The 17,521-nt window shown below is 62.8% G+C and carries 30 protein-coding genes and 1 pseudogene; 10 read left to right on the top strand and 21 right to left on the bottom strand.

Annotation, left to right across the window (positions count from 1 at the left end; all coding sequences use genetic code 11):
- Nucleotides 1–9: 9 nt before the first annotated feature.
- The 9 genes from OWC48_RS24550 to OWC48_RS24510 all read right to left on the bottom strand — a co-directional run bounded on the left by OWC48_RS24550 (nucleotide 10) and on the right by OWC48_RS24510 (nucleotide 7,687).
- Nucleotides 10–528 (bottom strand): hypothetical protein, encoded by a 519-nt coding sequence (locus OWC48_RS24550; RefSeq protein WP_282522261.1) that lies wholly within the window; start codon nucleotides 526–528, stop codon nucleotides 10–12.
- A 31-nt stretch (nucleotides 529–559) separates the two neighbouring features.
- Entirely contained in the window at nucleotides 560–1,087 is a 528-nt protein-coding gene (locus OWC48_RS24545) for a hypothetical protein (protein WP_282522260.1), read from the bottom strand.
- Nucleotides 1,088–1,117: 30 nt separating this feature from the next.
- On the bottom strand, nucleotides 1,118–2,095 hold the full coding sequence (locus OWC48_RS24540; protein ID WP_282522259.1) for a major capsid protein: 978 nt from the start codon (nucleotides 2,093–2,095) through the stop codon (nucleotides 1,118–1,120).
- A 14-nt stretch (nucleotides 2,096–2,109) separates the two neighbouring features.
- A complete protein-coding gene (locus tag OWC48_RS24535) occupies nucleotides 2,110–2,856 on the bottom strand; it encodes a hypothetical protein (protein ID WP_282522258.1) in 747 nt (248 codons plus the stop codon).
- Nucleotides 2,747–3,121: a hypothetical protein gene (locus tag OWC48_RS24530; RefSeq protein WP_282522257.1), complete on the bottom strand. Its 375-nt coding sequence runs from the start codon at nucleotides 3,119–3,121 to the stop codon at nucleotides 2,747–2,749. The genes OWC48_RS24535 and OWC48_RS24530 overlap by 110 nt, the downstream gene beginning before the upstream one ends.
- Entirely contained in the window at nucleotides 3,118–4,722 is a 1,605-nt protein-coding gene (locus OWC48_RS24525; protein ID WP_282522256.1) for a portal protein, read from the bottom strand. Before OWC48_RS24525 ends, OWC48_RS24530 begins: the two co-directional genes overlap by 4 nt.
- A 137-nt stretch (nucleotides 4,723–4,859) precedes the next feature.
- The gene (locus OWC48_RS24520; RefSeq protein ID WP_282522255.1) at nucleotides 4,860–5,351 is read right to left on the bottom strand and encodes a hypothetical protein; all 492 of its coding nucleotides are present in this window, start codon (nucleotides 5,349–5,351) and stop codon (nucleotides 4,860–4,862) included.
- On the bottom strand, nucleotides 5,351–6,919 hold the full coding sequence (locus OWC48_RS24515) for a hypothetical protein (protein WP_282522254.1): 1,569 nt from the start codon (nucleotides 6,917–6,919) through the stop codon (nucleotides 5,351–5,353). Before OWC48_RS24515 ends, OWC48_RS24520 begins: the two co-directional genes overlap by 1 nt.
- A gap of 273 nt (nucleotides 6,920–7,192) precedes the next feature.
- The gene (locus tag OWC48_RS24510) at nucleotides 7,193–7,687 is read right to left on the bottom strand and encodes a hypothetical protein (RefSeq protein WP_282522253.1); all 495 of its coding nucleotides are present in this window, start codon (nucleotides 7,685–7,687) and stop codon (nucleotides 7,193–7,195) included.
- 241 nt (nucleotides 7,688–7,928) lie between these two features.
- On the opposite strand from OWC48_RS24510, the gene OWC48_RS24505 reads away from it, so the two are divergent.
- Nucleotides 7,929–8,243 carry a hypothetical protein gene (locus tag OWC48_RS24505; protein ID WP_282522252.1) on the top strand — a complete coding sequence of 105 codons (315 nt, stop codon included), beginning with the start codon at nucleotides 7,929–7,931 and terminating at the stop codon, nucleotides 8,241–8,243.
- A gap of 189 nt (nucleotides 8,244–8,432) precedes the next feature.
- Here OWC48_RS24505 and OWC48_RS24500 read toward each other — a convergent pair whose 3' ends face one another.
- From OWC48_RS24500 to OWC48_RS24445, 12 genes and pseudogenes are all read right to left on the bottom strand, one after another.
- Nucleotides 8,433–8,609, bottom strand: a complete 177-nt coding sequence (locus tag OWC48_RS24500) for a hypothetical protein (RefSeq protein ID WP_282522251.1) — start codon at nucleotides 8,607–8,609, stop codon at nucleotides 8,433–8,435.
- Nucleotides 8,609–8,989, bottom strand: a complete 381-nt coding sequence (locus OWC48_RS24495; RefSeq protein ID WP_282522250.1) for a helix-turn-helix domain-containing protein — start codon at nucleotides 8,987–8,989, stop codon at nucleotides 8,609–8,611. Before OWC48_RS24495 ends, OWC48_RS24500 begins: the two co-directional genes overlap by 1 nt.
- On the bottom strand, nucleotides 8,986–9,549 hold the full coding sequence (locus OWC48_RS24490) for a hypothetical protein (protein ID WP_282522249.1): 564 nt from the start codon (nucleotides 9,547–9,549) through the stop codon (nucleotides 8,986–8,988). The genes OWC48_RS24495 and OWC48_RS24490 overlap by 4 nt, the downstream gene beginning before the upstream one ends.
- Complete coding sequence (locus OWC48_RS24485) at nucleotides 9,498–9,674, bottom strand: hypothetical protein (protein WP_282522248.1); 177 nt, start codon at nucleotides 9,672–9,674, stop codon at nucleotides 9,498–9,500. Before OWC48_RS24485 ends, OWC48_RS24490 begins: the two co-directional genes overlap by 52 nt.
- Nucleotides 9,671–9,793: a hypothetical protein gene (locus OWC48_RS24480; protein ID WP_282522247.1), complete on the bottom strand. Its 123-nt coding sequence runs from the start codon at nucleotides 9,791–9,793 to the stop codon at nucleotides 9,671–9,673. The genes OWC48_RS24485 and OWC48_RS24480 overlap by 4 nt, the downstream gene beginning before the upstream one ends.
- Complete coding sequence (locus OWC48_RS24475) at nucleotides 9,790–9,912, bottom strand: hypothetical protein (RefSeq protein ID WP_282522246.1); 123 nt, start codon at nucleotides 9,910–9,912, stop codon at nucleotides 9,790–9,792. Before OWC48_RS24475 ends, OWC48_RS24480 begins: the two co-directional genes overlap by 4 nt.
- Nucleotides 9,909–10,502, bottom strand: a complete 594-nt coding sequence (locus OWC48_RS24470; protein ID WP_282522245.1) for a hypothetical protein — start codon at nucleotides 10,500–10,502, stop codon at nucleotides 9,909–9,911. The genes OWC48_RS24475 and OWC48_RS24470 overlap by 4 nt, the downstream gene beginning before the upstream one ends.
- Complete coding sequence (locus OWC48_RS24465) at nucleotides 10,438–11,226, bottom strand: DUF1376 domain-containing protein (RefSeq protein WP_282522244.1); 789 nt, start codon at nucleotides 11,224–11,226, stop codon at nucleotides 10,438–10,440. Before OWC48_RS24465 ends, OWC48_RS24470 begins: the two co-directional genes overlap by 65 nt.
- On the bottom strand, nucleotides 11,223–11,372 hold the full coding sequence (locus OWC48_RS24460) for a hypothetical protein (protein ID WP_282522243.1): 150 nt from the start codon (nucleotides 11,370–11,372) through the stop codon (nucleotides 11,223–11,225). The genes OWC48_RS24465 and OWC48_RS24460 overlap by 4 nt, the downstream gene beginning before the upstream one ends.
- On the bottom strand, nucleotides 11,369–12,241 hold the full coding sequence (locus OWC48_RS24455; RefSeq protein ID WP_282522242.1) for a DUF1064 domain-containing protein: 873 nt from the start codon (nucleotides 12,239–12,241) through the stop codon (nucleotides 11,369–11,371). Before OWC48_RS24455 ends, OWC48_RS24460 begins: the two co-directional genes overlap by 4 nt.
- An 80-nt stretch (nucleotides 12,242–12,321) precedes the next feature.
- A pseudogene (locus tag OWC48_RS24450) lies at nucleotides 12,322–12,582 on the bottom strand (DUF2312 domain-containing protein); the annotation flags it as partial.
- An 82-nt stretch (nucleotides 12,583–12,664) separates the two neighbouring features.
- Nucleotides 12,665–13,264 (bottom strand): hypothetical protein, encoded by a 600-nt coding sequence (locus OWC48_RS24445; protein ID WP_282522240.1) that lies wholly within the window; start codon nucleotides 13,262–13,264, stop codon nucleotides 12,665–12,667.
- Here OWC48_RS24445 and OWC48_RS24440 point away from each other — a divergent pair.
- From OWC48_RS24440 to OWC48_RS24400, 9 genes are all read left to right on the top strand, one after another.
- Complete coding sequence (locus tag OWC48_RS24440) at nucleotides 13,263–13,730, top strand: hypothetical protein (protein WP_282522239.1); 468 nt, start codon at nucleotides 13,263–13,265, stop codon at nucleotides 13,728–13,730. The genes OWC48_RS24445 and OWC48_RS24440 overlap by 2 nt on opposite strands.
- A 142-nt stretch (nucleotides 13,731–13,872) precedes the next feature.
- A complete protein-coding gene (locus OWC48_RS24435) occupies nucleotides 13,873–14,193 on the top strand; it encodes a helix-turn-helix domain-containing protein (protein WP_282522238.1) in 321 nt (106 codons plus the stop codon).
- A gap of 84 nt (nucleotides 14,194–14,277) precedes the next feature.
- On the top strand, nucleotides 14,278–14,514 hold the full coding sequence (locus tag OWC48_RS24430) for a hypothetical protein (RefSeq protein ID WP_282522237.1): 237 nt from the start codon (nucleotides 14,278–14,280) through the stop codon (nucleotides 14,512–14,514).
- Nucleotides 14,511–14,681, top strand: coding sequence for a hypothetical protein (locus OWC48_RS24425; protein ID WP_282522236.1), 171 nt, complete (start codon nucleotides 14,511–14,513; stop codon nucleotides 14,679–14,681). Before OWC48_RS24430 ends, OWC48_RS24425 begins: the two co-directional genes overlap by 4 nt.
- Entirely contained in the window at nucleotides 14,674–14,856 is a 183-nt protein-coding gene (locus OWC48_RS24420; protein ID WP_282522235.1) for a hypothetical protein, read from the top strand. Before OWC48_RS24425 ends, OWC48_RS24420 begins: the two co-directional genes overlap by 8 nt.
- Nucleotides 14,853–15,155, top strand: coding sequence for a hypothetical protein (locus OWC48_RS24415; RefSeq protein ID WP_282522234.1), 303 nt, complete (start codon nucleotides 14,853–14,855; stop codon nucleotides 15,153–15,155). Before OWC48_RS24420 ends, OWC48_RS24415 begins: the two co-directional genes overlap by 4 nt.
- Nucleotides 15,152–15,370, top strand: a complete 219-nt coding sequence (locus OWC48_RS24410; RefSeq protein WP_282522233.1) for a hypothetical protein — start codon at nucleotides 15,152–15,154, stop codon at nucleotides 15,368–15,370. Before OWC48_RS24415 ends, OWC48_RS24410 begins: the two co-directional genes overlap by 4 nt.
- Nucleotides 15,367–16,287, top strand: a complete 921-nt coding sequence (locus OWC48_RS24405; RefSeq protein ID WP_282522232.1) for a PD-(D/E)XK nuclease-like domain-containing protein — start codon at nucleotides 15,367–15,369, stop codon at nucleotides 16,285–16,287. The genes OWC48_RS24410 and OWC48_RS24405 overlap by 4 nt, the downstream gene beginning before the upstream one ends.
- A 2-nt stretch (nucleotides 16,288–16,289) precedes the next feature.
- Nucleotides 16,290–17,336 (top strand): hypothetical protein, encoded by a 1,047-nt coding sequence (locus tag OWC48_RS24400; RefSeq protein WP_282522231.1) that lies wholly within the window; start codon nucleotides 16,290–16,292, stop codon nucleotides 17,334–17,336.
- Nucleotides 17,337–17,521 lie beyond the last annotated feature (185 nt).

Raw genomic sequence — 17,521 nt, 5'->3', positions numbered from 1 at the left:
GGCTAAGGTTCAGGAAGTCATCGTGGCTCCGCCGGACTTGTCCGCATCGGCCTTTTCCTTCTGGATCCGCTCGCGGTCGGCCTTGTCAGCCGCTTGCTTTTCCATCTGCTTGACCTCGGCCGGCGTGGGCTCGCCCTTGCGGCCGAACGGGCGGCGCGCGGGGTCGGGACGCGGCGGGGCCGATGCGACAATTGCTTCGTCCATCGCGACCTGATCGGCATCGGCCTTCTCTGCCGCCTTCTTGGCATTGTATGCCGCCAACCGCTCGGCTGCTTCCGCCACGGCCTTGTTGTAGGCGTCGAGCTCTGCCTGATCTTCCGGACTCAGCGGCTCGGGCTCGGGGACCGGCCGACCGTCATCCGCGAGTTTCTCGCGCGCGGCCGCAGCATCTTCCTGCGACCAGGGCGAGGAACTCCATTCGTTCGGGTGCGACGACACCGCATGCTGGGCGTCGACGGGATAGGCGAAAGTCACGGGGCCGTCGACGATGTGGTAGGCGACGACCGCCTGGTTGGTATCGATCTTCATGTCAAAACCTCAAGAGAGACTGCGCTACTAACTAGAAGTTGACGTTGGCCCGGCTGATCCATGACGTCAGCGTGATCGACGGCGTGGTGCCGGCGGCGACCAGATACATGCGCAGATAGCGGTAGTAGATGCGCTGCATCAGATTGGTGGCCGGCAGCTGGATGATCGTGCCGCCGAGATTGGTCGGCGGGATCGTCGGGCTTGCGCCGAGGATGGTCGCGACCTGGCGGCCGGCGGTGACCGCGGCGAGATCGTGGAAGGCGAGCAATTCGACGTTGCCGTTGCCGAAGGCGACATCGTTCGAGCCGAACAGATGCAGCTTGTAGCTCTCGTCGGCCGAGGAGAAGTCGCAGGCCGTGATATCCATCGACCAGATGAAGTCGGTGCGGCCAGCTGCCGACACCGGCGCACTGCCGCCGAGATCGATCTGGCCCGAGTTCAGGTTGTTGAAGTAGCCGGTCGCGGTAAGCGTCTGCGCGCTGCAGAAGGCCAGCATCGCATCGTAGGGGCACGGGAAGGTCGTGATCTGCGACGGGATCGTATTTGCGGTCAAGGCCATGGAAGTTCTCCTGTTCGGTCGTCCTTGGCGTTAGGCCACGATCGCCGCGTTGGTGACGGAGGTCAGGCGAGCAATCGCCTTCGGGTGCTCGCGGGCGAAGCCGTAATCCCACTTGATGTGCGTGGAATCGAACGGCTGGCCGACGGTCGGGCCTTCCGGCATGACCGAAAGCGGCGTCTGCTCGATGGCATAGAAGCCACCGGGCCGGAACGAAACACAGTAGATCGACGCGGTGACCGCGCCGCCACCGCCGGCCGCGACCTCGTTGAAGGGCAGCAGGTCCGGCGAGTCATCCGGCTCGTAGCCGAACAGGATCGGCAGACCCTTGAAGCGGATGATCCGGCGACCGAAGTCGTCCTCGGAATAACCCACGGTCTGGTTGACCAGGGTGTTGTTGCGGGCAGCGGCATCCCACTGGGGCATCAGGCCGCGGGGCATGATCCAGTGGGTCGGCTTGTTCACGCGCCAGTAGAGCGCGTCCATATTAGCGAGCGACAGCGCGGCGCCGCCGGCGGACGCCGAGTTGTTGATGAGGTTGCCGGTGACTGCGGTCGAATCCGTGCAGCGCACCTGCATGCCGTTCGGCGTGCGGACGTTCGCGGAATTGTCCGACTTGATGATGTTCTGCGAGAAGAACTGGCCGAGCGCGGTCGACTTCAGTTTCTCCTGCTTGTACTTGCCCTCGGGTCCGAGCCGATCGATCATGGCGCGGTCGGCGAAGATGTAGTCGTCGATGAAGAAGGTGTCTTCTTCGCGGAGGTTGAAGGAGCCGGTGGCTTGGTTCGCCGCTTCGTTGAACCCGCGGAAGCCGACGGCGGGCAGCGAAGCGATGTCCATGTAGGCTCGCTTGCCGCGTTCCGCCGGGAGGATCGGGATCGCCCGCATGACGTCGGACGTGTCGATCATGTTCTCGACGAACGTGCGGGTCGGATCATTCTCGTCGATCGACTTCGCGTACTCGACAAAGTTCGTGGGGGTCGAGATCGTGGTAGTGAGCGAGACAGCCATCTATTTTCTCCTGCCTAAGCTGTGCGCCGTGCGCGCTGTTCTTGAGCGTGACGGCGCTGCTCAAAACTCATGGTCTCGTAGCCGGGGATCTTGTTGTCGTCCGGCGCGACCCGATGTGACTGGCTGAAGGAAGCGGTCCCCTGCGAGGTCAGCTTCGTGATGTGGGCTTCCCACGCCTGGACCTGCGCGGCGGTGACCATCGTGCTTTTCAGCACGCCGAGTCCCTGCGCATCCATCCATTGCGTGACGGCGTCGACCCGCTGCGGGCCGGTTGCGCCGAGCTTGCCGACCTCGGCGGTGCGGGCGGCATTGATGGTGGCCTGCTCGCTGATCTTGGCGGCGGCGAAGATTCCGAGCGCCTCGGAGAAATCCTGCTGCGTCCAGCCCTTGGCGTGCGCCATCGCGCGGGCCTGGGCGAGCTCGGGCGCCTTCTCATCGAACTTGAACTCGACGCCTGCAGGCATCGTGAACTCTTTTGGCAGTTCGATCTTGTAGGCATCGGCCGTGGCCGGCAGCGAATTCTTGCGGACCGCGTCGGCGGCGTCCTTGGTCGAGAGCTCGTTGAAGCGCTTGACGAGATCGCCGGTCTTGACCTCGTTCTTCTCGGCATCCCAGAAGCTGTCGGGCAGGCCGTCGGGGCGCGCCGGGGCGCTACTCGCCGCGGGGGCGGTCCCATCCGGGGACGTGGGTGTCGGCGGTGATGCGGCGGCCGGCGCCGCGGGCGCGGGTGACGGCGACGGGCTCGGCGACGGGGAGGACAACGGGCTGTTCGGCTCCGTTACTGCTGCCGGTGCTGTTACTGGTTCGTCCGCCACTGTCCGCGATCCCCTTGGCCATCAGGCCGATTAGTTTCGCGGCGAAACTGCGTTCCCCTTCGTCCTGTCGCAACGCACCGTCTGTCGGAGCATGGGTCACCGTCATGACGCGCCGCTGCAAGAAAATGTAGAGATTTTGCCCGTCGAGCGTCATCGCAATGCGCTCGAGAGAGTCTTCGATCTCTTTCTGTGTCGGGCGAATATCGGTCACGCGGCGGGGCCCGGGGTTGAGGATTCGTCGACGCCACCGACATGCTTGGCGCCGGCGAGCTGTGCCATCTGGCCGACCGCCTGCTTCACCTGCTCAAGCGGCCGCTGCGCGATCAGCGTGACGCGCGCCTTGTCGAGCCATTGCTGGATCGTCTTGCGGCCGTCGATGTTGATCTTCCATTCCTCCGGGAACATTGCCCCGAGGATCTGCGCGGTGCGGGCGGCTTCGGCCAGTTCCTGCTGCTCGGCCGCGGCCTGGGCCGGGTTGCGCGCAAGCGTCGCCACCTTGGTGCCCTTGACCTCGACCGGCGGGATCGCGCCGGACTTCTCCAGCAGATACTTGTAGCGGATGAAGATCTGGCTCAGATCGCGCCAGAACGGCAGGCCCGGCGTACCGATCCGGCGCTGCGCGCGCGCCATCTCATCGAGCCATTGCCCTAGCGTCGGCGGCGTGTCGCCGGTCTGCTCGGGCATGTCGACATAAAACAGCTTGCGCAGCTTGTGCAGCTTGTCCTCGTACTTGTAGGCGCCCTCTTGCGCCGGCGGGACGTCGTAGATTTTCTTGACCGCGCCTTCGTGGCCGGGCTGGATCGGATAGGCGAAGCCGGACTCGAGGCCCTGCTCGACGTTCGTGAAGCTGTCGGACGGATAGGTGATCGGCGGGCGCAGCGACAGGTCGAAGTGCTCGTCCAGCGCCATTTCCATCTCGTCGATCTGGCGCAGCGACGGCAGGCCCTGGATCAGCGGGCCGAGCCCGAACGGCGAATCCGACGTCGGGTTGAAGCGGCCGACCCACAGCGGGCAGCAGCCCTCGCCCTTGATTACGACGTCATGCACCAGATTGTTGCCGGTCTTGCCGACCATGACGACGTGCTGCCAGCACTCGTCGCTCTTGTCATGCCAGATGCGCCAGAAGCCCCACACCACCTGGCTGTGCGCCTTCGGCTTGTTCGTGATTTCCTTCTTCAGGTCGGCGCCGATCTTCCCCCAAATCTCCTCGCCGACGAGCTCGCGCACATGGACGTTGCGGGTGAAGCGGACCGCGAAGCGATCGTCGATCTCGCCATAGGGTCCGATGTTGATCTCAAGCTCACGCAGCGGGATCGCCGAGTTGACGATCGGCGCCGAGGAATGCGGTCGCTCGATCCACAGCCCGACTGTGCCGATCGACAGGTCGGGGTAGAACGCCTTGGCCACCTCCGGGTAAAGGTTCGAGGCCTTCATCGCGCTGAAGATCGCCTGATCGCCCTTGCGGACGTCTTCCTTGACCTTGTCCCAGACACCGTCCGGCAAGTCCATGCCGGGCCCGCGCTCGCACCAAGGCTTGGCCTCCGGCATGAAGGCGTTGACGATCTCGGTGACGAAGTCGCCGCACAGGATGAACGCCTCGTCGGTGTTGAGTTCGGCCGCGTCCTGGATGCGGGCCTGCGGCGACGAGATCGTGGTCGAGTTCAGAAAGCGCTGGCGGTGCGGCGAGGCGAAGAAATAGCACTCCCGGAAATCCATGTCCCATTGCGCTTTCCACAAGCGCGCCGCCGCTAGCCGGTCCTTGGCCTCCGCTTCGAGCGGATTGGTCTCGGCTTCCTTCGGGGATTTTGCCATGTCAGCCCCGACCGAACAGCATGGGGCCTGCTGCTGCCGCCGGCGCGACACTGGACATGCCGGCAGACTTCAACGCCACCGAGGTGCCAAACCGCGCCATGATGTTCGCGGTATCCATCTGCGCCTGGGTCTGCAGGCTATCGATGAGCGTCCGCTGTGCCCGCGCCTGCTCGGCAGCCAGGTTCGGATCCTCTGCGATCTGCGGCTTCTCGGCTTCCATCGTCACGAACCACTCCACCTTGTGCCACGAGGTGACGGAACAGGCGGTCAGGCCGCAACGCACGCGAGCGCGCCCCGATCAGGTGCTTGATGGCCGTGGTGCAGAACAGGCCGGCGCGCATCAGCGGCAGACATCCGGCGCCGGTCTCGACCGTGACCGTGCAGTTGCCCTTCACGATGTTGCCCAGGATCGTCTTCGCGTGGTCGGTTTCGGCCAGGTGGATCAGACGCGTGCGCCGGAAGCCGACGTCGTAGATCGTCCAGATGCCGAGCTCGGGGATGAAGGCGAAGGCGGACACATGCTTGAACTCGCCCATCGCGATCGCGGCAAAGAACCAGTTCTCGGCGCGCCGGTGAAAAACCACGGTCCAGCGCCGCGCCTCGATGCCAAAGGCCGGCACCTCGTGCATCAGCTCACCCGCCGCATCGATTTACCGCGGCGGTTCCACGCATTCACAGGCTTGCCGGGGTGGCTGCCCATCGTCACCGCCCTGCCCTCGCCGCCGCCGAGCAGCTGGTTTTCGAAGGCCTCGCAGACGTGCGAATACTGGTTCTTGTCTGGCTCCTCCGCATAGCGCTCGCCCGAGATCCGAAGCCGCCGCATGAAGTAGCCGCCCGACAGGCCGGTGATCAGCGTGACGCAGCCCGGGTCGATCAGCAGCGAAGACGGCCGCCCGGTCTGCGATCGCCGCATCAGCACGCCGTTGACCGCCTCCCAGCGGATCGACCGCATGTTCTGGGGATTCGGCGCCGGCAGCACCGTCATGCCGTTCTCCGCGAACACCTGAAACGGCGTCTTGTCCGCCGCCTGTCCGCGGTGCTGGCCGGCCGGATCGCCCCAGAAATTGAACGTGAACCCCGGATATTGCTGCGCGAGATAGGTCTTGAGCAGCGGCGCAAACTCCACCGCGCTCATGTCGCGGCCGATATACTCGCGCTGGATGAACCAGTCGTTCCGCAGCATCTGCCCGATCGATGCCGCCGGCTGGCGGCCGAAGTCGAGGCCGACCGTCACCGGCACGCCCGGCACGATATCGAGCGGCCGCAGCGAAACGTTCACCTCCCGCCGGAACTGCGGGTACACCGGCTTGCCATCGGTCACCACCGACGACCGGTTCATGATGTTCGAGTCGATCCACGACTTGGTCTTGCCGGCGATCTTCTCCTCGTAGAAGCCGGGCGGCAGGTTCTTCAGGTTCTCGGCGTCCGGGTTCGGCAAATAGCCGACCAACCGCCGCGAGGTCTGCCCCTCGCCGTCCGTGTATTCCTCAAAATTCTCGATCAGCCCCGGCGGCTGCATGTAGAAGCCCCAGTTCGCCGGCTTCTTCAGCGCGTTCCGCTTCTCCTCCGTCATCCAGTCCGGCGGCGGCACATCGCCCCGCATGATCGGCAGCCAGTGATCCGCCGGCGGCGCGTTCGTGTCCGCGATCAACCCGCCCCACGCACACCCGCCATCCTTCACCGCCGGAAAGCGCGGCGGCGACACGCGCCCGACCGCCTCACTGAAAACCTCGTACTGCGCGAACTGCACCTCGTTGAACCAGATCAGCGACGTCTCCAGCGACATGAAGAACGACTTCGCGTCCCGGATGTCCTCCATCGCCACGAAGGTCACGTCGAGCTCCAGCGCCCCCACCCTGATCTCGTGCCGGTACGGCCGCGTCTCGTAGAAAATCCCGAACTGCCCCGGGCCCGTCCCCGGCTTGAACCAGTCCTTCCACGTCGGGATCGTGGTCTCCTCCAGCTTCGAATACGTCTCGCGAAGGATGTGCACCCGAAACCGCTGCCGACCATCCGCCTGCGGCTGCTGCGCCAGCGCCCGCTGAAAAATGTGCATGCAGCACGCCGACGATGTCCCCGACCCCTGCGGCCCCTGGATGATCTTCACACGCGACGTCCGGTCCCGCATGAACGCGCGAAGCACGGCTCCGTCCGGATAGTAGATCGGGAAGCCCGTCGCAGGATCGCGCTCGATCATGTGCCGAACCTATTTGAGAAAAAACAAAAATCAGGCACAGTGGTCAGGGAGAAAATCGTGAGGGGCGAATACCAGCGCTCAGTTCGGCCGCCGATTTTTCCCCCCGGGTGCCGGCCGCGCGGGTCCTGGGTGAGCGAGGGCCACCCCCTCCCCGCGTTATGGAATGCGACTAGGGCCGCCAGGCAGCCCCTCCCATCGTAACCCATTGATATTGCTACAGGTGATGCGAGTTCCGTGAATTCGCATAACATGTAATCTGGAACATTCCGCGGATTATTCAGCATTATCAATGACTTGGGTTTTGCCCATTGGGCCAGCCATGCGCTGTGCGGGTGACTGGGCCCGCTCCTCAGGCTCTCGCAGGTCGATGACGTAGCCGGCCTTTATGTCAATGTTCACAGAGACTTGCGCGTCAGCCTTGGGCTTGATGCCGGCCAGGCCGAGTACGAACGCCGATGCGCTGTCCCGCACGTGCTCGCTGGCTGCGTCGAGCAACTCGAGCTTCACGGCGGCGGCCCTGGACGCTCCAATCGCGAGCGCACGACACGCCTTCTGATGCAGATACGCGGCAATGTGAGGTTTCGAGAGTTCGCGAGAAAGATGCTCTCTGCTGAGGTTTGCCTTTGCTGCGGCTTCGGTGACGGTTTTGACGTCGCCGTGGACGAGGGCATCACAGGCGGCCTTGATCCGGCGTGAAATTGGCCGGTGGTTGACCGGTTTTGGTTCGGTTGGTGCTGATGCTTGTTCGCCGATCGCGGGCACTGACATGGCGGCTGGTACGTCCTCGGCTATTCGCCTTCGTCGTGGTCCTCGCTCGCAAGTCTCGCTGTGGAAGGAACGCGGGCGCGATGCGGGACGCGCGATGGGAATGCCCTCGATGGGAGGTTCGGCGCAACGCACCACCTGATTGTTGAATCATTTCAATGGGGGTGATGGGCCAGGTCGTTGGTGTGCGAACGATGGTGGTGCGTGGCGTGCTGGAAACGATGGTTTACACCTTGTGGCAACCATGGCCGCGCCGCGTCACCCTCTCCGCTCCTACATCATTGCGCTGTTTCAGCGTGGGGATCTGGTGTCGGTGCGGGAGGCGACCCTGATCTGCGACGCGTCACGGCAGGCTGTGACGAAGTGGCTGAAGGCCGAAGGGATCAATATCGAGGCTCGCCGGCTGGCTCATCTGGCCAAGTTGCGCACCAGGGGGCAGCGGCAGGTTGAGGGCCTGCCACCCGTGCGGCGACCGACAAAGGCGGAGATGAGGCGCGATCTCGAGAAGGCGATGAGGCGGTTCAATGCTGCGAATGCGGGGAAGGCCGAGCCTGGATGAGCGGGAGCGGGCTGCGGCCCGTCATCGCAAATGGAATGAGGAACGCCTGTGGTTCCTGCGCTGCCCCGCGTGCGAGCATGAGGGGGAGGTGCGCACCACCTTGAAGCGGCTCCGCGCGGCCAATCTCAAGTGCTCGGAGTGTGGGGCCTATCTGTGGCGGGCATCGTGACGGCTCATTTGTGAGCCCCCCTATATGCGCCGGCAATACTCGGTGATTGCGGCGGCCGCCCGACCTTGGTAGCTCGCGCCAGTTCCAGCAATTTCTTCGTATTCGATTATGGCCATGGCCACGCGCTCGATCAGTTGAGTGGCGGGGTGATCAGGGTGCAGTTCTCGCCATAGTTCCTCATTGCGGAGCTTGTCCATCAGAAGCGCGCCTCTTGTTGGGAGACCAGCGCGACAATCCATCCGGGATGGCGAGCGCACCAATCTGCGAATACATCCTGAGCGTCTTCCTTGCGCGAATACCACCCATCGAAGTGGCACTTATCCTCCTCGGGAGTTCTGCCGGTTCCAGGAGCGTAACGCACGATACCCCATCCGCCGGATTCTGCTCTGGGCTGACTCGACAGGGCGGCCATGAAATTCTCAAGCGCGCTGCGGCGCCAGAGGAGCTTTCCGTTTATGCGGGTTGGCTGGGGCACTTTGCCTAGCCGGACGAGCTGACGAAAGTGGCTTTCGGAATAATTGCAGTGTGCGGCGGCGTCTGCCGTGCCGAGATAAGGGTCTACTATTGAGTGTTTCATGCTTGCTCCTGTGCCGCCTTGAACGCCTTGTGCTCGGCCAGCCGCTCTTTCAGGGTTCTGCGCCGTGTTCGCCAGCCCTGCTTCGCAATCTTGCGCATGATCTCGCTGCCTTGCGAACCGGTTCGCATCGCCCCGCTGGCCTTGCCCCCAGCCTTCGCGAAATCCTTTAAAACATGGGGTTTCGCTCGTTCCAGCAGTGATTTGCTGACGCGGCCTTTTTCGAGCCGGACGTTGCTGGTGTCGCGCCCTTCCCACTTCGCCTCCATCTTGTTGGCCTGGTCCGGGTCAAACACCATCTCGAGTTTTACGGCGAGCAGCGAGCACAGCATCTGGAAGACGAATGGGCTCATCCCCTTCTCGCGCCTGGGGCCGATCACGCGCTCCATGTGGCCTTCGGTGAAGTCGCCGAGGGCGTCCAGGGTCTTGAACGAGAGATTGCGCATCTCCTTGGCGGCGCGCAGGGCCTCGATCAGGTCGTCCTGGCTGCGGATCGTGGCGATAGGCACGTTCATTCCTCGACGCTCCCCTGCCCTTGCGCGGCCTGCTGGACCAGCTTCCAAACACGCTCCTGCTCCATGAACTTGGCGATGCAGTCGAGATCGATCTCCGGCGGCGCTGGTGCTGGCTGCGGCCGTGCCCCGATCTCGATGCGCCTGAGCGGCGGCCGGTGGTCGACCACGATCATGCCCGCACCTTGCTGATGAGCCAGATTCCGCCGAGGAACAGCACGCCGAACCCGATGTATGGCAGCATCTCGAACAGCTGCTCGAACGCTAGCGGCCCCACGCCCCATGCCCCGTTCATCCTCCGACCTCCGCCTCGTCGAGGATCTTCTGCACCTGGGCCTTGCCAAGCACGATGATCGCCTGCTGCACGAGCATGCGGAAATGGCGGATGTAGAACTCCTTGGGGACGTCGATCATACGAAGTGCTCCTCTGGTTGGTCTGCTGGAAGTTGGCCGTTGCGCTCTGCATCGAGGTCGCGCATCGTTTTCAGCGCGGCGTCGCTGAGCTCGAATGAGACCGGGCGGGCGGCGGGCGCCGGGCCCTGAGGCGTCCCCGAATCCCAGATGTTCCACGGCACCCAAATGCCGTCGCGGCCGTCGGTCGACTTGCCAAAGCGCCAGAAGATCGGCTCGGCGGTCTTGCTCCACTCGACAAGGCGAGCGTAGCGTTCATTGCTGTGCGGGATGAACGTGTTCGCCAGCGCACCTGCGGGCCGCTCCGCAAAACTCGGCGCCGACAGCGCGGGCAGCTTGGGCCGCTGTGGCTTGCGCATCCGGGTTAGATAGTCCTGGTGGTCCTCGCAGGCCTCGACCACTTCGCTGATTGTCGGGGGCCATTTCGATCGCCGCTGGATCCCCGTTCGCGGATCGGTGACGTAGACGATCACCTCAGCCGGGAATTGCTCGAGCACAGCGCCGAGCGAGGTCATGAAGCCCTCGGGATCAGCGTATTGATCCGCCCGATAGGCGGAGAACAGGATTTTCTGGCAGCGCAGGATCAGCGCCACCCTCTGCTTCGAGGCTTGCGAGCTGCCGGTCGATTGCCGCGATGAGGCTTCCATTCCCGGATTGAATCTTACCTGCTCCATAGGTTTTCTCCTGCGGCTTCAGCCGCGCTGCGATCCATGCGGCTGGATCGACCACCTGATTTCTTTCCGCGTCTTCGATGAGGCCGAGCACCACGATTGCGCTGTCGCCAGCGGCGCTGAGACATTTGCCGACGAATGACCGGCAGGCATCGGGGCCCTTGCCGGTGAGCTTGGCGAGCTTGGTCAAGCCCTCGTTGAACAGGCGCTTGCGCGGGTCGTCGGACGCGCCAGCGTCAGAAGCGTTAGCTTCTGAATCTTTCTTACCTTGGTTAAAGGTTAAAGGTTGCTCTAGCTGGGCTGTAGCAATGCTAGAGCTTTGCTTGGCTGTGGCTTTAGCTTTGCCACCCTTCTCGCCCGCCTTTGCTCTCTTCTCGTAGCTCTCGACCGCGCTCGCCAGGTCTTTCTCGACACGCCCATGGCGCCATCCTTCGCCGAAGAATTTGCTGATGATCGGCTTCGCCTTCTTCCACTCCGCCGGCGTCATGCACGCGATCGCCGAGAGCTGGCGGTCGTCATCCGGCAGCGATCCTGTCGACCAATGGTGAAACAGCAGCAGCAAATAGGCACCGTGCTCGGCCGCGCGCAGGTGCCCGGTGTCGCGCTTGTAGTCGCCGATATGGATCGGCATCTTCGGAGGGTTCATTGCTGGGCCTCCTGGTCCAGCCGCTGAGCATTCTCGCGCCGGCGCTGCTCGATGACCCGATCAGCATTGATCTGCTCTGCCCTGATGGCTGCTTGGAGCAGAATCTGATTGAGCCGGGTTGTTGGCGTCGACAGTGGGTTTTTCATGCGAGCGAGCCCGCCGCCACGCGGGTGGATTCCCAGTTCGGAATAGACGAGGCCCATTGAGCGGTGATGGTCCGATATTCGACGGACCCCACGATCTCAATGCGATGTTGCGGGTAGTATTTTTTGAAGCGCTTTATCTTCGTCTTCGACTTAGCGTCCATCCACCCCTTCACTTCGATGAAGGTGGGGACGTCGTCTCCCGTGTAATAAACCTTGAAATCAGGGAGATAGCTTCTCACCCCGCGCTTGATTTTCTCAAACCAGAACGTTTCTGGTTCGAACTCCCAGCTTTGCACTACGCCCAACTTGATCATCAAGTTCAGATACCGCGCATAGTTTGCTTCCCATGCGGAGCGAAAGAAGATAGCTCCCAGGTCGGAGCGATACCCGGACTTCGACCTGCTATACCTCTTCGGCATCAGGCCTGAAGCATGGCGCGCCGCGGTCAGATCGCTCTGTCGGTTGCGAGAGGCATCGGACATCTGCCCAATCTTTTCCTCAGCCCACTTTTCCCACATCTTCCGCGATTTCACCGACAGCGACCTTTTGGTTTCGGGGGAATGAGTGAGACCGGCGGCCCCACGCGGATGCGGCGGCCTGCCTGGAGCGTTCCAAAGAACTGCCCCCTTTAGGCGGGATGGCTTTGATCTATTCTTGTCGGTCAGGCCGAGATCGCGAGCCTTGCGACAAAGGAAATGCTTCGTCCGCCCCATAGATTTGGCGAGCTCGGCGAGCTTTCCGGCGTTCGCGGCGGCTTCATACGCACCAGCGAGGGCGGCCGCATCCGCATCGGTGAAACGGCGCCAAGACCGCTGCTGCGGGTCGTCGAGCGGGCACCCGAACGGCCGGTCTATGGTCGATGCATCCATCACGAGGCCGCAATCGCCTCTTCGAGGTCGACCTGGGCGCCGGCCTTCTTAAGCGCGGCCTGGCCCAGCGGCAGGTCAGCCAGCATGCCGAGGGCGTGCATGTAGGTTTCGAGGATGGTTTCCTGCTCGGCGCGCTCGTTCGGGTCCTGCTTGCGCATGCGGACAATGGCCCGCAGCGCCTTGACGTCGTAGCCGTTGCCCTTGGACTCCGCGTAGATGTCGCGGATATCGTCCGAGATCGCCTTCTTCTCCTCCTCGAGCCGCTCGATGCGCTCGATGATGGATTTGAGCTGATCCTTGGCGAACTTGGTCGCCGCGCTGTTGTGCCCGATGTTGGACATGAATGCCTCTGAATGCCGCGCCGGAAACTCTCCGGCTTGAGACGCAACAGTTACTGTTGGTTATCGAAACGATTACTGGTCGTTATCGGCGTCGGGCTTGGGCTTGAGCCACGGCGCGATGCGGTGCGCCAGCGCCTGCGCGCGCCGCATCAGCGTCTCGGCGATCCGCGTCCGGACGTCGAAGGCCCAGGGAAGTTTCGGCCCGGTCGATGCTTGCTTTGAGATTTCGGTTGGCATCGAGAGCACCCTTGATCCGGCGGCGCGCTCCGACCTCGGCCGGCGCACTTGTTTCCAATTTGAGGATTTCTTGTTCATCCTCGGCGCGGCGCCGCTTGATCGCCGCGACCGCCATCACCTGCTTTGCCCACCACCACCACTTCGGTTCGGCGTCGGCCATGAGGGCTGCGAGATAGTCGAGACCATCTTCAGACTGGAGCAGCGCCTGCAATTCCTCGATGGTGTAAACGCGCGAGTTCGCCAGGCGGTGCTTTGCCGAGCGCTCTTTAAGTCCGAACAGATCAGCGACGAATGCCCACGTTTTATAGGGGTTTTTCGCGCGGATGATGCTGGTGATGCTCGCCTGCAGTTCCGAAACAGTGGTGCACGATCCTGAAAAATCGGTGCACGTTCCGGCACCCCCTGAATTTGCACAATGCGCCGTCGTCGCTGATGATCGCGACATGTTCAGCCCCTCACGCGATGGATGGAAGATGATCTCGATAGAACTTGAAGCAAAGTTGCGCGATGTGAGCGCGCTGTTTTGCGCCGAGCCACCGCAAATTTGCTATCGCTACCAGCCGAAAATTTCAGTTGCAGAGATTTCCCGCGCGACGCACTGTGCCGGAAATAAGAATGCGGCGTTGTCGGGAGGAAGTGAGGGCAACGACGCCAAGCCGCGGCGTCAATTTTCGCGTGAGGAATTGTGGGATGGGGATTGTGGTTCGTTTCGCGCGACGTCATGCGCGCAACTCGGCAGGCTCACGCGCGGCGAGCTCGGTCAGCAAATCAGCAGAAACTCCGGCGTCTCGAGCGCGGGGTGTGGAGAGCAAGCCGGACCAATACTCTGCCGGGATACTGTCCCTCTGCCACCACTTGGAAACCTGCGTTGCGGACACGCCGGACACATCGGCGGCCATGGCGATGCGTGACCCGTGTGAGGTTCCCCACAGTTCGATAATTGCGCGGAACGATGTCAAATCGGTCATGCCGATACGCTTAGGACAATCAGTCCTTAAAAGCAAGGCCGCAGTGTCCTTGGACTGTGGATCGCGTCTAGGACAGAATGTCCGTATGGCCGATTCAGAGACAGAAACTCAGTACAAACAGTCGTTTACGCGGCGGGTTGCCGAGGCGCGCGTGGCGCTCGGCTGGAAGCAGTGGCAAATGGCCGAGGCGCTCGGCATGCCTCAGGACAAATACAAGCAATACGAAGGTCGCAGCCTCCTGCCGCATCACCTCATCCGGCGGTTCTGTCTGATCGCTCGGGTCGACATGGAGTGGTTGATGACCGGCCAGGGCAAGATGACGCTGGCGCCGCTTCCACCCGTAGTTCCAGACATTCAGCCCGCACCGGCCACTAAAGTCCGCCGTACAAGGCGGAAAGTGGCCTAAATCGTTTTCAACCGTTAAGGACAAATAGTCCTTGACACGAAGGACAGATCGTCCTTAAGGTTCGCTTCTCAACGGAGCGAACCGATGTCCTATCACACCCGCCGCTACACCGCCGAGTACTGGGACCACCGACGCGACGAGCGCAAGCACGATAGCTTGCCCCACCGCCTCGACCGCAACATCAGCACCGCAATCGATATCGTCTTGCTTGTCCGCCTCATGGACAACATCGAGAACGCGGCCGCGCTGATCGACCTCTATGCCGACAGCAAGGCTGAGCAGCGCCGCCTCGAGGCCGTCGCCGCGGGAGCCGGCGCATGAAGGTCTCCCTCTCGAAAGCACCCACCGATGCCGCCGAGATGGCGCGTGTGGTCCGTCAGGCTGATGACGTCACCGCTGTGCGGCTCCTTCAGGTATGGGGCCTGAAGCAGCGCGAGATCGGCGCCCGCAACGAGATCAACTCGCAGCTGGAGCGGATCAATGCGTGATGCGCTGCGTCATTGTATGGATCGAATCCGGACAATCCGGAAACCGGACCCTGTCGAGATCGTCAAGGTCGGCATGCCCGTCCTGTGCGAGGCGGTGGCTGTCTCCCTCTTCATCGCGTTCTGGATGGTCGTCCTGATCATTCGCGCCACGCCGATCCCGGACGTGCTGCAATGAGCACCCGTCCGGACGATTGGGAAAAGCCGCGCGGCCGTCAGAACCACCTGACTGCCGACGAGATCCAACAGCTCGAGCGACGCTTTAAGGCTGGCTGGACGCCTCGCGATGCAGCGAAGGAGATCAAGTGCGCCTCGCGCACCGCCTATCGCTACTTCGACATCTTCAAGGGCCAGGCGCGCGAGCGGAAGCGAAAAGTCCGCATGGCGATTGCGTCCACGCAGCACACCATGCGCGTGCCGGCGAAGTCCCCGTCGCCGATGGTCGGGCGCTTCTATCGAGGGAATTTCGACCTATGAGAATCCGCGGCAAACGCCAGCGCGTGATCACCGCCGTGATGTCCGGCCTCTGCAATACGTCACACGACGTTGCGGACGAAACCGGGCTGACCGTGCGCGAATGCTCCAAGGTTGTCTCCGCGTTGCTCGGAGACGGCGTGCTCCGCGATACCGGTCGGCGCGTGCTGGTGGGCTCCCAAAACCGCGCAATGACCGTTTTCGAGGTGGTCCCATGAACATCACTGAGCCCGGCATCTATCGCGACTTCCCGACGGCTGCGTATTTTGGCGACCCCACGCCTACCCCATCATTTACGCAGTCACTCGCGAAGGTCCTCATCGAGCAGAGCCCGTTACACGCGTTCCAGGCGCACCCGCGCTTGAATGTGAAGCCTGCCGATGAGGACGACGGCGAAGCGTACAACAAGGCAAAGGCGATCGGGAACGCCGCGCACAAGCTGATGCTGAACCGCGGCAAGGATATGTCCGTCGGCGACTTCACGGACTGGCGGTCCGGGGGCGCCAAGGCCTTCAAGATCGAGTCCTTGAACGAAGGCAAAGAGCCGATCCTGCGCAAGCATTTCGACGCCGCCGGCGAGATGGTCGACGCCGCGACCGAGCAGCTCTGCCGCATCCACGGCACACAGAATGCCTTCACACACGGCGACGCCGAGGTTGTGATTGCCAACTGCGAGGACGGGATCTGGCTGCGGTCCATGCTGGATTGGATCACGCCCGACCTGCGCGAGGTCTGGGACTACAAGACCGGCGGCGTCTCGGCCTCACCCTATGCCACGCCGCGCCGCATGGCGGACGCCGGCTGGCACATCCAGGCCGCATTCCACGAGCGCATCCTTGACGCCATCGATCCCAAAGGCGCGGGCCGCCGCAAGTTTTTCTACGTGGCTCAGGAGAACGAGGCGCCCTACGCGCTCACGGTCAACCAGATCGGCGAGGCAGCGCTGACGATCGGCCGCAAGCAGGTCGATTACGCGATCAAGACCTGGGCCTTCTGCATGCGCAAGAAGACGTGGCCTGGCTACCCGAACCGCATCCACACCGCGGAGCTTCCGAATTGGGCAGAGAGCTCGTGGCTCGGCCGCGAGATCGAAGAAGCTTCCGAGAACGATCCCGACCTCATTTTTGCAGGCTAGACATGAACGCAATCATCCGCAGTTTCGAAGACGCCCCCGCCGTCCGTTCCCAAGTCCCGCTGATGATCGGGATCATGTCCCCCTCTGGCGGCGGAAAGACCTATTCCGCGCTACGTCTCGCGACCGGCATGCAGCAGGTGCTGGGCGGCGACATCTACGGCATCGACACCGAGAACGGGCGGATGCTGCATTACGCCGACACGTTCAAATTCAGGCATGTCCCCTTTGCCCCTCCGTTCGGCTCCCTCGATTACTTGGCCGCGCTGAAATACTGCGCGGCCAAGGGATCGCGGATCACCATCGTGGACAGCATGAGCCACGAGCATATTGGCGAGGGTGGCTATCTCGAAACCGCTGAGGCTGTGATCGATCGCATCGCCGGCAATGACTACAAGAAGCGCGAAGCCGTCAAGATGCTCGGCTGGGCCAAGGCCGGCCCGCTGCGCCAGAAGATGATCGAGGGCATCAAGCAGCTCGACGGCGTGTTCATCTTCTGCTTCCGGGCCAAGGAAAAGACCAAGCCCGTGAAGAAGGACGGCAAGACCGAGGTCATCGACATGGGCTTCATGCCCATTGCCGGCGAAGAATGGGTCTACGAGATGGCCGTCAATTGCATGCTCGAGCCCCGCTCCGAAGGCGTCCCCACCTGGCGCTCGGACCACGTCGGCGAGCGCATGATGATGAAGTGCCCCGCACAGTTCAAACACATCTTCGCCCCTCAGCAACCGCTCAGCGAAGACATTGGCCGCGCGCTCGCAGAGTGGTCGCGCGGAGGAACACCGGCGCCATCCGGCGCGGTGTCGTCGGCCGCTCCCCCAGATTCCAGCCCCCAGGCCGGAGCGGCCGACGAACAAATTCCGACTGCGGCCGAGTATCACCAGCAGTGGGGGACGATGATCCTTAGCGCCACCCGCGCCGATCAACTCGGTAAGACCTGGAACGGTCAGAAGGATCTCCGCAAATCGATCGCGTGGACCGAACAGCATCCTTACGAGACGCTGAGGGACGCAGTCACGGCTGCAATCAACAGCATGAAGGCACCGGCATGATCGGCGCCTACGCAGTCTTGGTCATCTGCGCGCTCGTCGCCGTGACCACGATCGTTTCTCTCATCAACGGCCACACGCTTTGAGGATCACATGCGACCGCACGGACAAGTCGGCAAAGCCTACCGAGAGACCGTCGTTCTGTTCGCTGTCGGCGCGGTTGTGATCGCGCTTGCGGTTTGGATTTT

This window comes from Bradyrhizobium sp. Arg816 (assembly GCF_029989365.1).
GTDB lineage: Bacteria > Pseudomonadota > Alphaproteobacteria > Rhizobiales > Xanthobacteraceae > Bradyrhizobium.
The sequence above is the reverse complement of the archived record's forward strand: the minus strand, read 5'-3'. Positions and strand labels throughout refer to the sequence as shown.

Bases quoted from the DNA above. Each gene is read 5' to 3' on its own strand.
- OWC48_RS24550 (WP_282522261.1), bottom strand. From the start codon at position 528: ATGAAGATCGATACCAACCAGGCGGTCGTCGCCTACCACATCGTCGAC.
- OWC48_RS24545 (WP_282522260.1), bottom strand. From the start codon at position 1,087: ATGGCCTTGACCGCAAATACGATCCCGTCGCAGATCACGACCTTCCCG.
- OWC48_RS24540 (WP_282522259.1), bottom strand. From the start codon at position 2,095: ATGGCTGTCTCGCTCACTACCACGATCTCGACCCCCACGAACTTTGTC.
- OWC48_RS24525 (WP_282522256.1), bottom strand. From the start codon at position 4,722: ATGGCAAAATCCCCGAAGGAAGCCGAGACCAATCCGCTCGAAGCGGAG.
- OWC48_RS24520 (WP_282522255.1), bottom strand. From the start codon at position 5,351: ATGCACGAGGTGCCGGCCTTTGGCATCGAGGCGCGGCGCTGGACCGTG.
- OWC48_RS24515 (WP_282522254.1), bottom strand. From the start codon at position 6,919: ATGATCGAGCGCGATCCTGCGACGGGCTTCCCGATCTACTATCCGGAC.
- OWC48_RS24510 (WP_282522253.1), bottom strand. From the start codon at position 7,687: ATGTCAGTGCCCGCGATCGGCGAACAAGCATCAGCACCAACCGAACCA.
- OWC48_RS24505 (WP_282522252.1), top strand. From the start codon at position 7,929: ATGGCCGCGCCGCGTCACCCTCTCCGCTCCTACATCATTGCGCTGTTT.
- OWC48_RS24500 (WP_282522251.1), bottom strand. From the start codon at position 8,609: ATGGACAAGCTCCGCAATGAGGAACTATGGCGAGAACTGCACCCTGAT.
- OWC48_RS24495 (WP_282522250.1), bottom strand. From the start codon at position 8,989: ATGAAACACTCAATAGTAGACCCTTATCTCGGCACGGCAGACGCCGCC.
- OWC48_RS24485 (WP_282522248.1), bottom strand. From the start codon at position 9,674: ATGATCGTGGTCGACCACCGGCCGCCGCTCAGGCGCATCGAGATCGGG.
- OWC48_RS24480 (WP_282522247.1), bottom strand. From the start codon at position 9,793: ATGAACGGGGCATGGGGCGTGGGGCCGCTAGCGTTCGAGCAGCTGTTC.
- OWC48_RS24475 (WP_282522246.1), bottom strand. From the start codon at position 9,912: ATGATCGACGTCCCCAAGGAGTTCTACATCCGCCATTTCCGCATGCTC.
- OWC48_RS24465 (WP_282522244.1), bottom strand. From the start codon at position 11,226: ATGAACCCTCCGAAGATGCCGATCCATATCGGCGACTACAAGCGCGAC.
- OWC48_RS24460 (WP_282522243.1), bottom strand. From the start codon at position 11,372: ATGAAAAACCCACTGTCGACGCCAACAACCCGGCTCAATCAGATTCTG.
- OWC48_RS24455 (WP_282522242.1), bottom strand. From the start codon at position 12,241: ATGGATGCATCGACCATAGACCGGCCGTTCGGGTGCCCGCTCGACGAC.
- OWC48_RS24440 (WP_282522239.1), top strand. From the start codon at position 13,263: ATGTTCAGCCCCTCACGCGATGGATGGAAGATGATCTCGATAGAACTT.
- OWC48_RS24445 (WP_282522240.1), bottom strand. From the start codon at position 13,264: ATGTCGCGATCATCAGCGACGACGGCGCATTGTGCAAATTCAGGGGGT.
- OWC48_RS24435 (WP_282522238.1), top strand. From the start codon at position 13,873: ATGGCCGATTCAGAGACAGAAACTCAGTACAAACAGTCGTTTACGCGG.
- OWC48_RS24430 (WP_282522237.1), top strand. From the start codon at position 14,278: ATGTCCTATCACACCCGCCGCTACACCGCCGAGTACTGGGACCACCGA.
- OWC48_RS24425 (WP_282522236.1), top strand. From the start codon at position 14,511: ATGAAGGTCTCCCTCTCGAAAGCACCCACCGATGCCGCCGAGATGGCG.
- OWC48_RS24420 (WP_282522235.1), top strand. From the start codon at position 14,674: ATGCGTGATGCGCTGCGTCATTGTATGGATCGAATCCGGACAATCCGG.
- OWC48_RS24415 (WP_282522234.1), top strand. From the start codon at position 14,853: ATGAGCACCCGTCCGGACGATTGGGAAAAGCCGCGCGGCCGTCAGAAC.
- OWC48_RS24410 (WP_282522233.1), top strand. From the start codon at position 15,152: ATGAGAATCCGCGGCAAACGCCAGCGCGTGATCACCGCCGTGATGTCC.
- OWC48_RS24405 (WP_282522232.1), top strand. From the start codon at position 15,367: ATGAACATCACTGAGCCCGGCATCTATCGCGACTTCCCGACGGCTGCG.
- OWC48_RS24400 (WP_282522231.1), top strand. From the start codon at position 16,290: ATGAACGCAATCATCCGCAGTTTCGAAGACGCCCCCGCCGTCCGTTCC.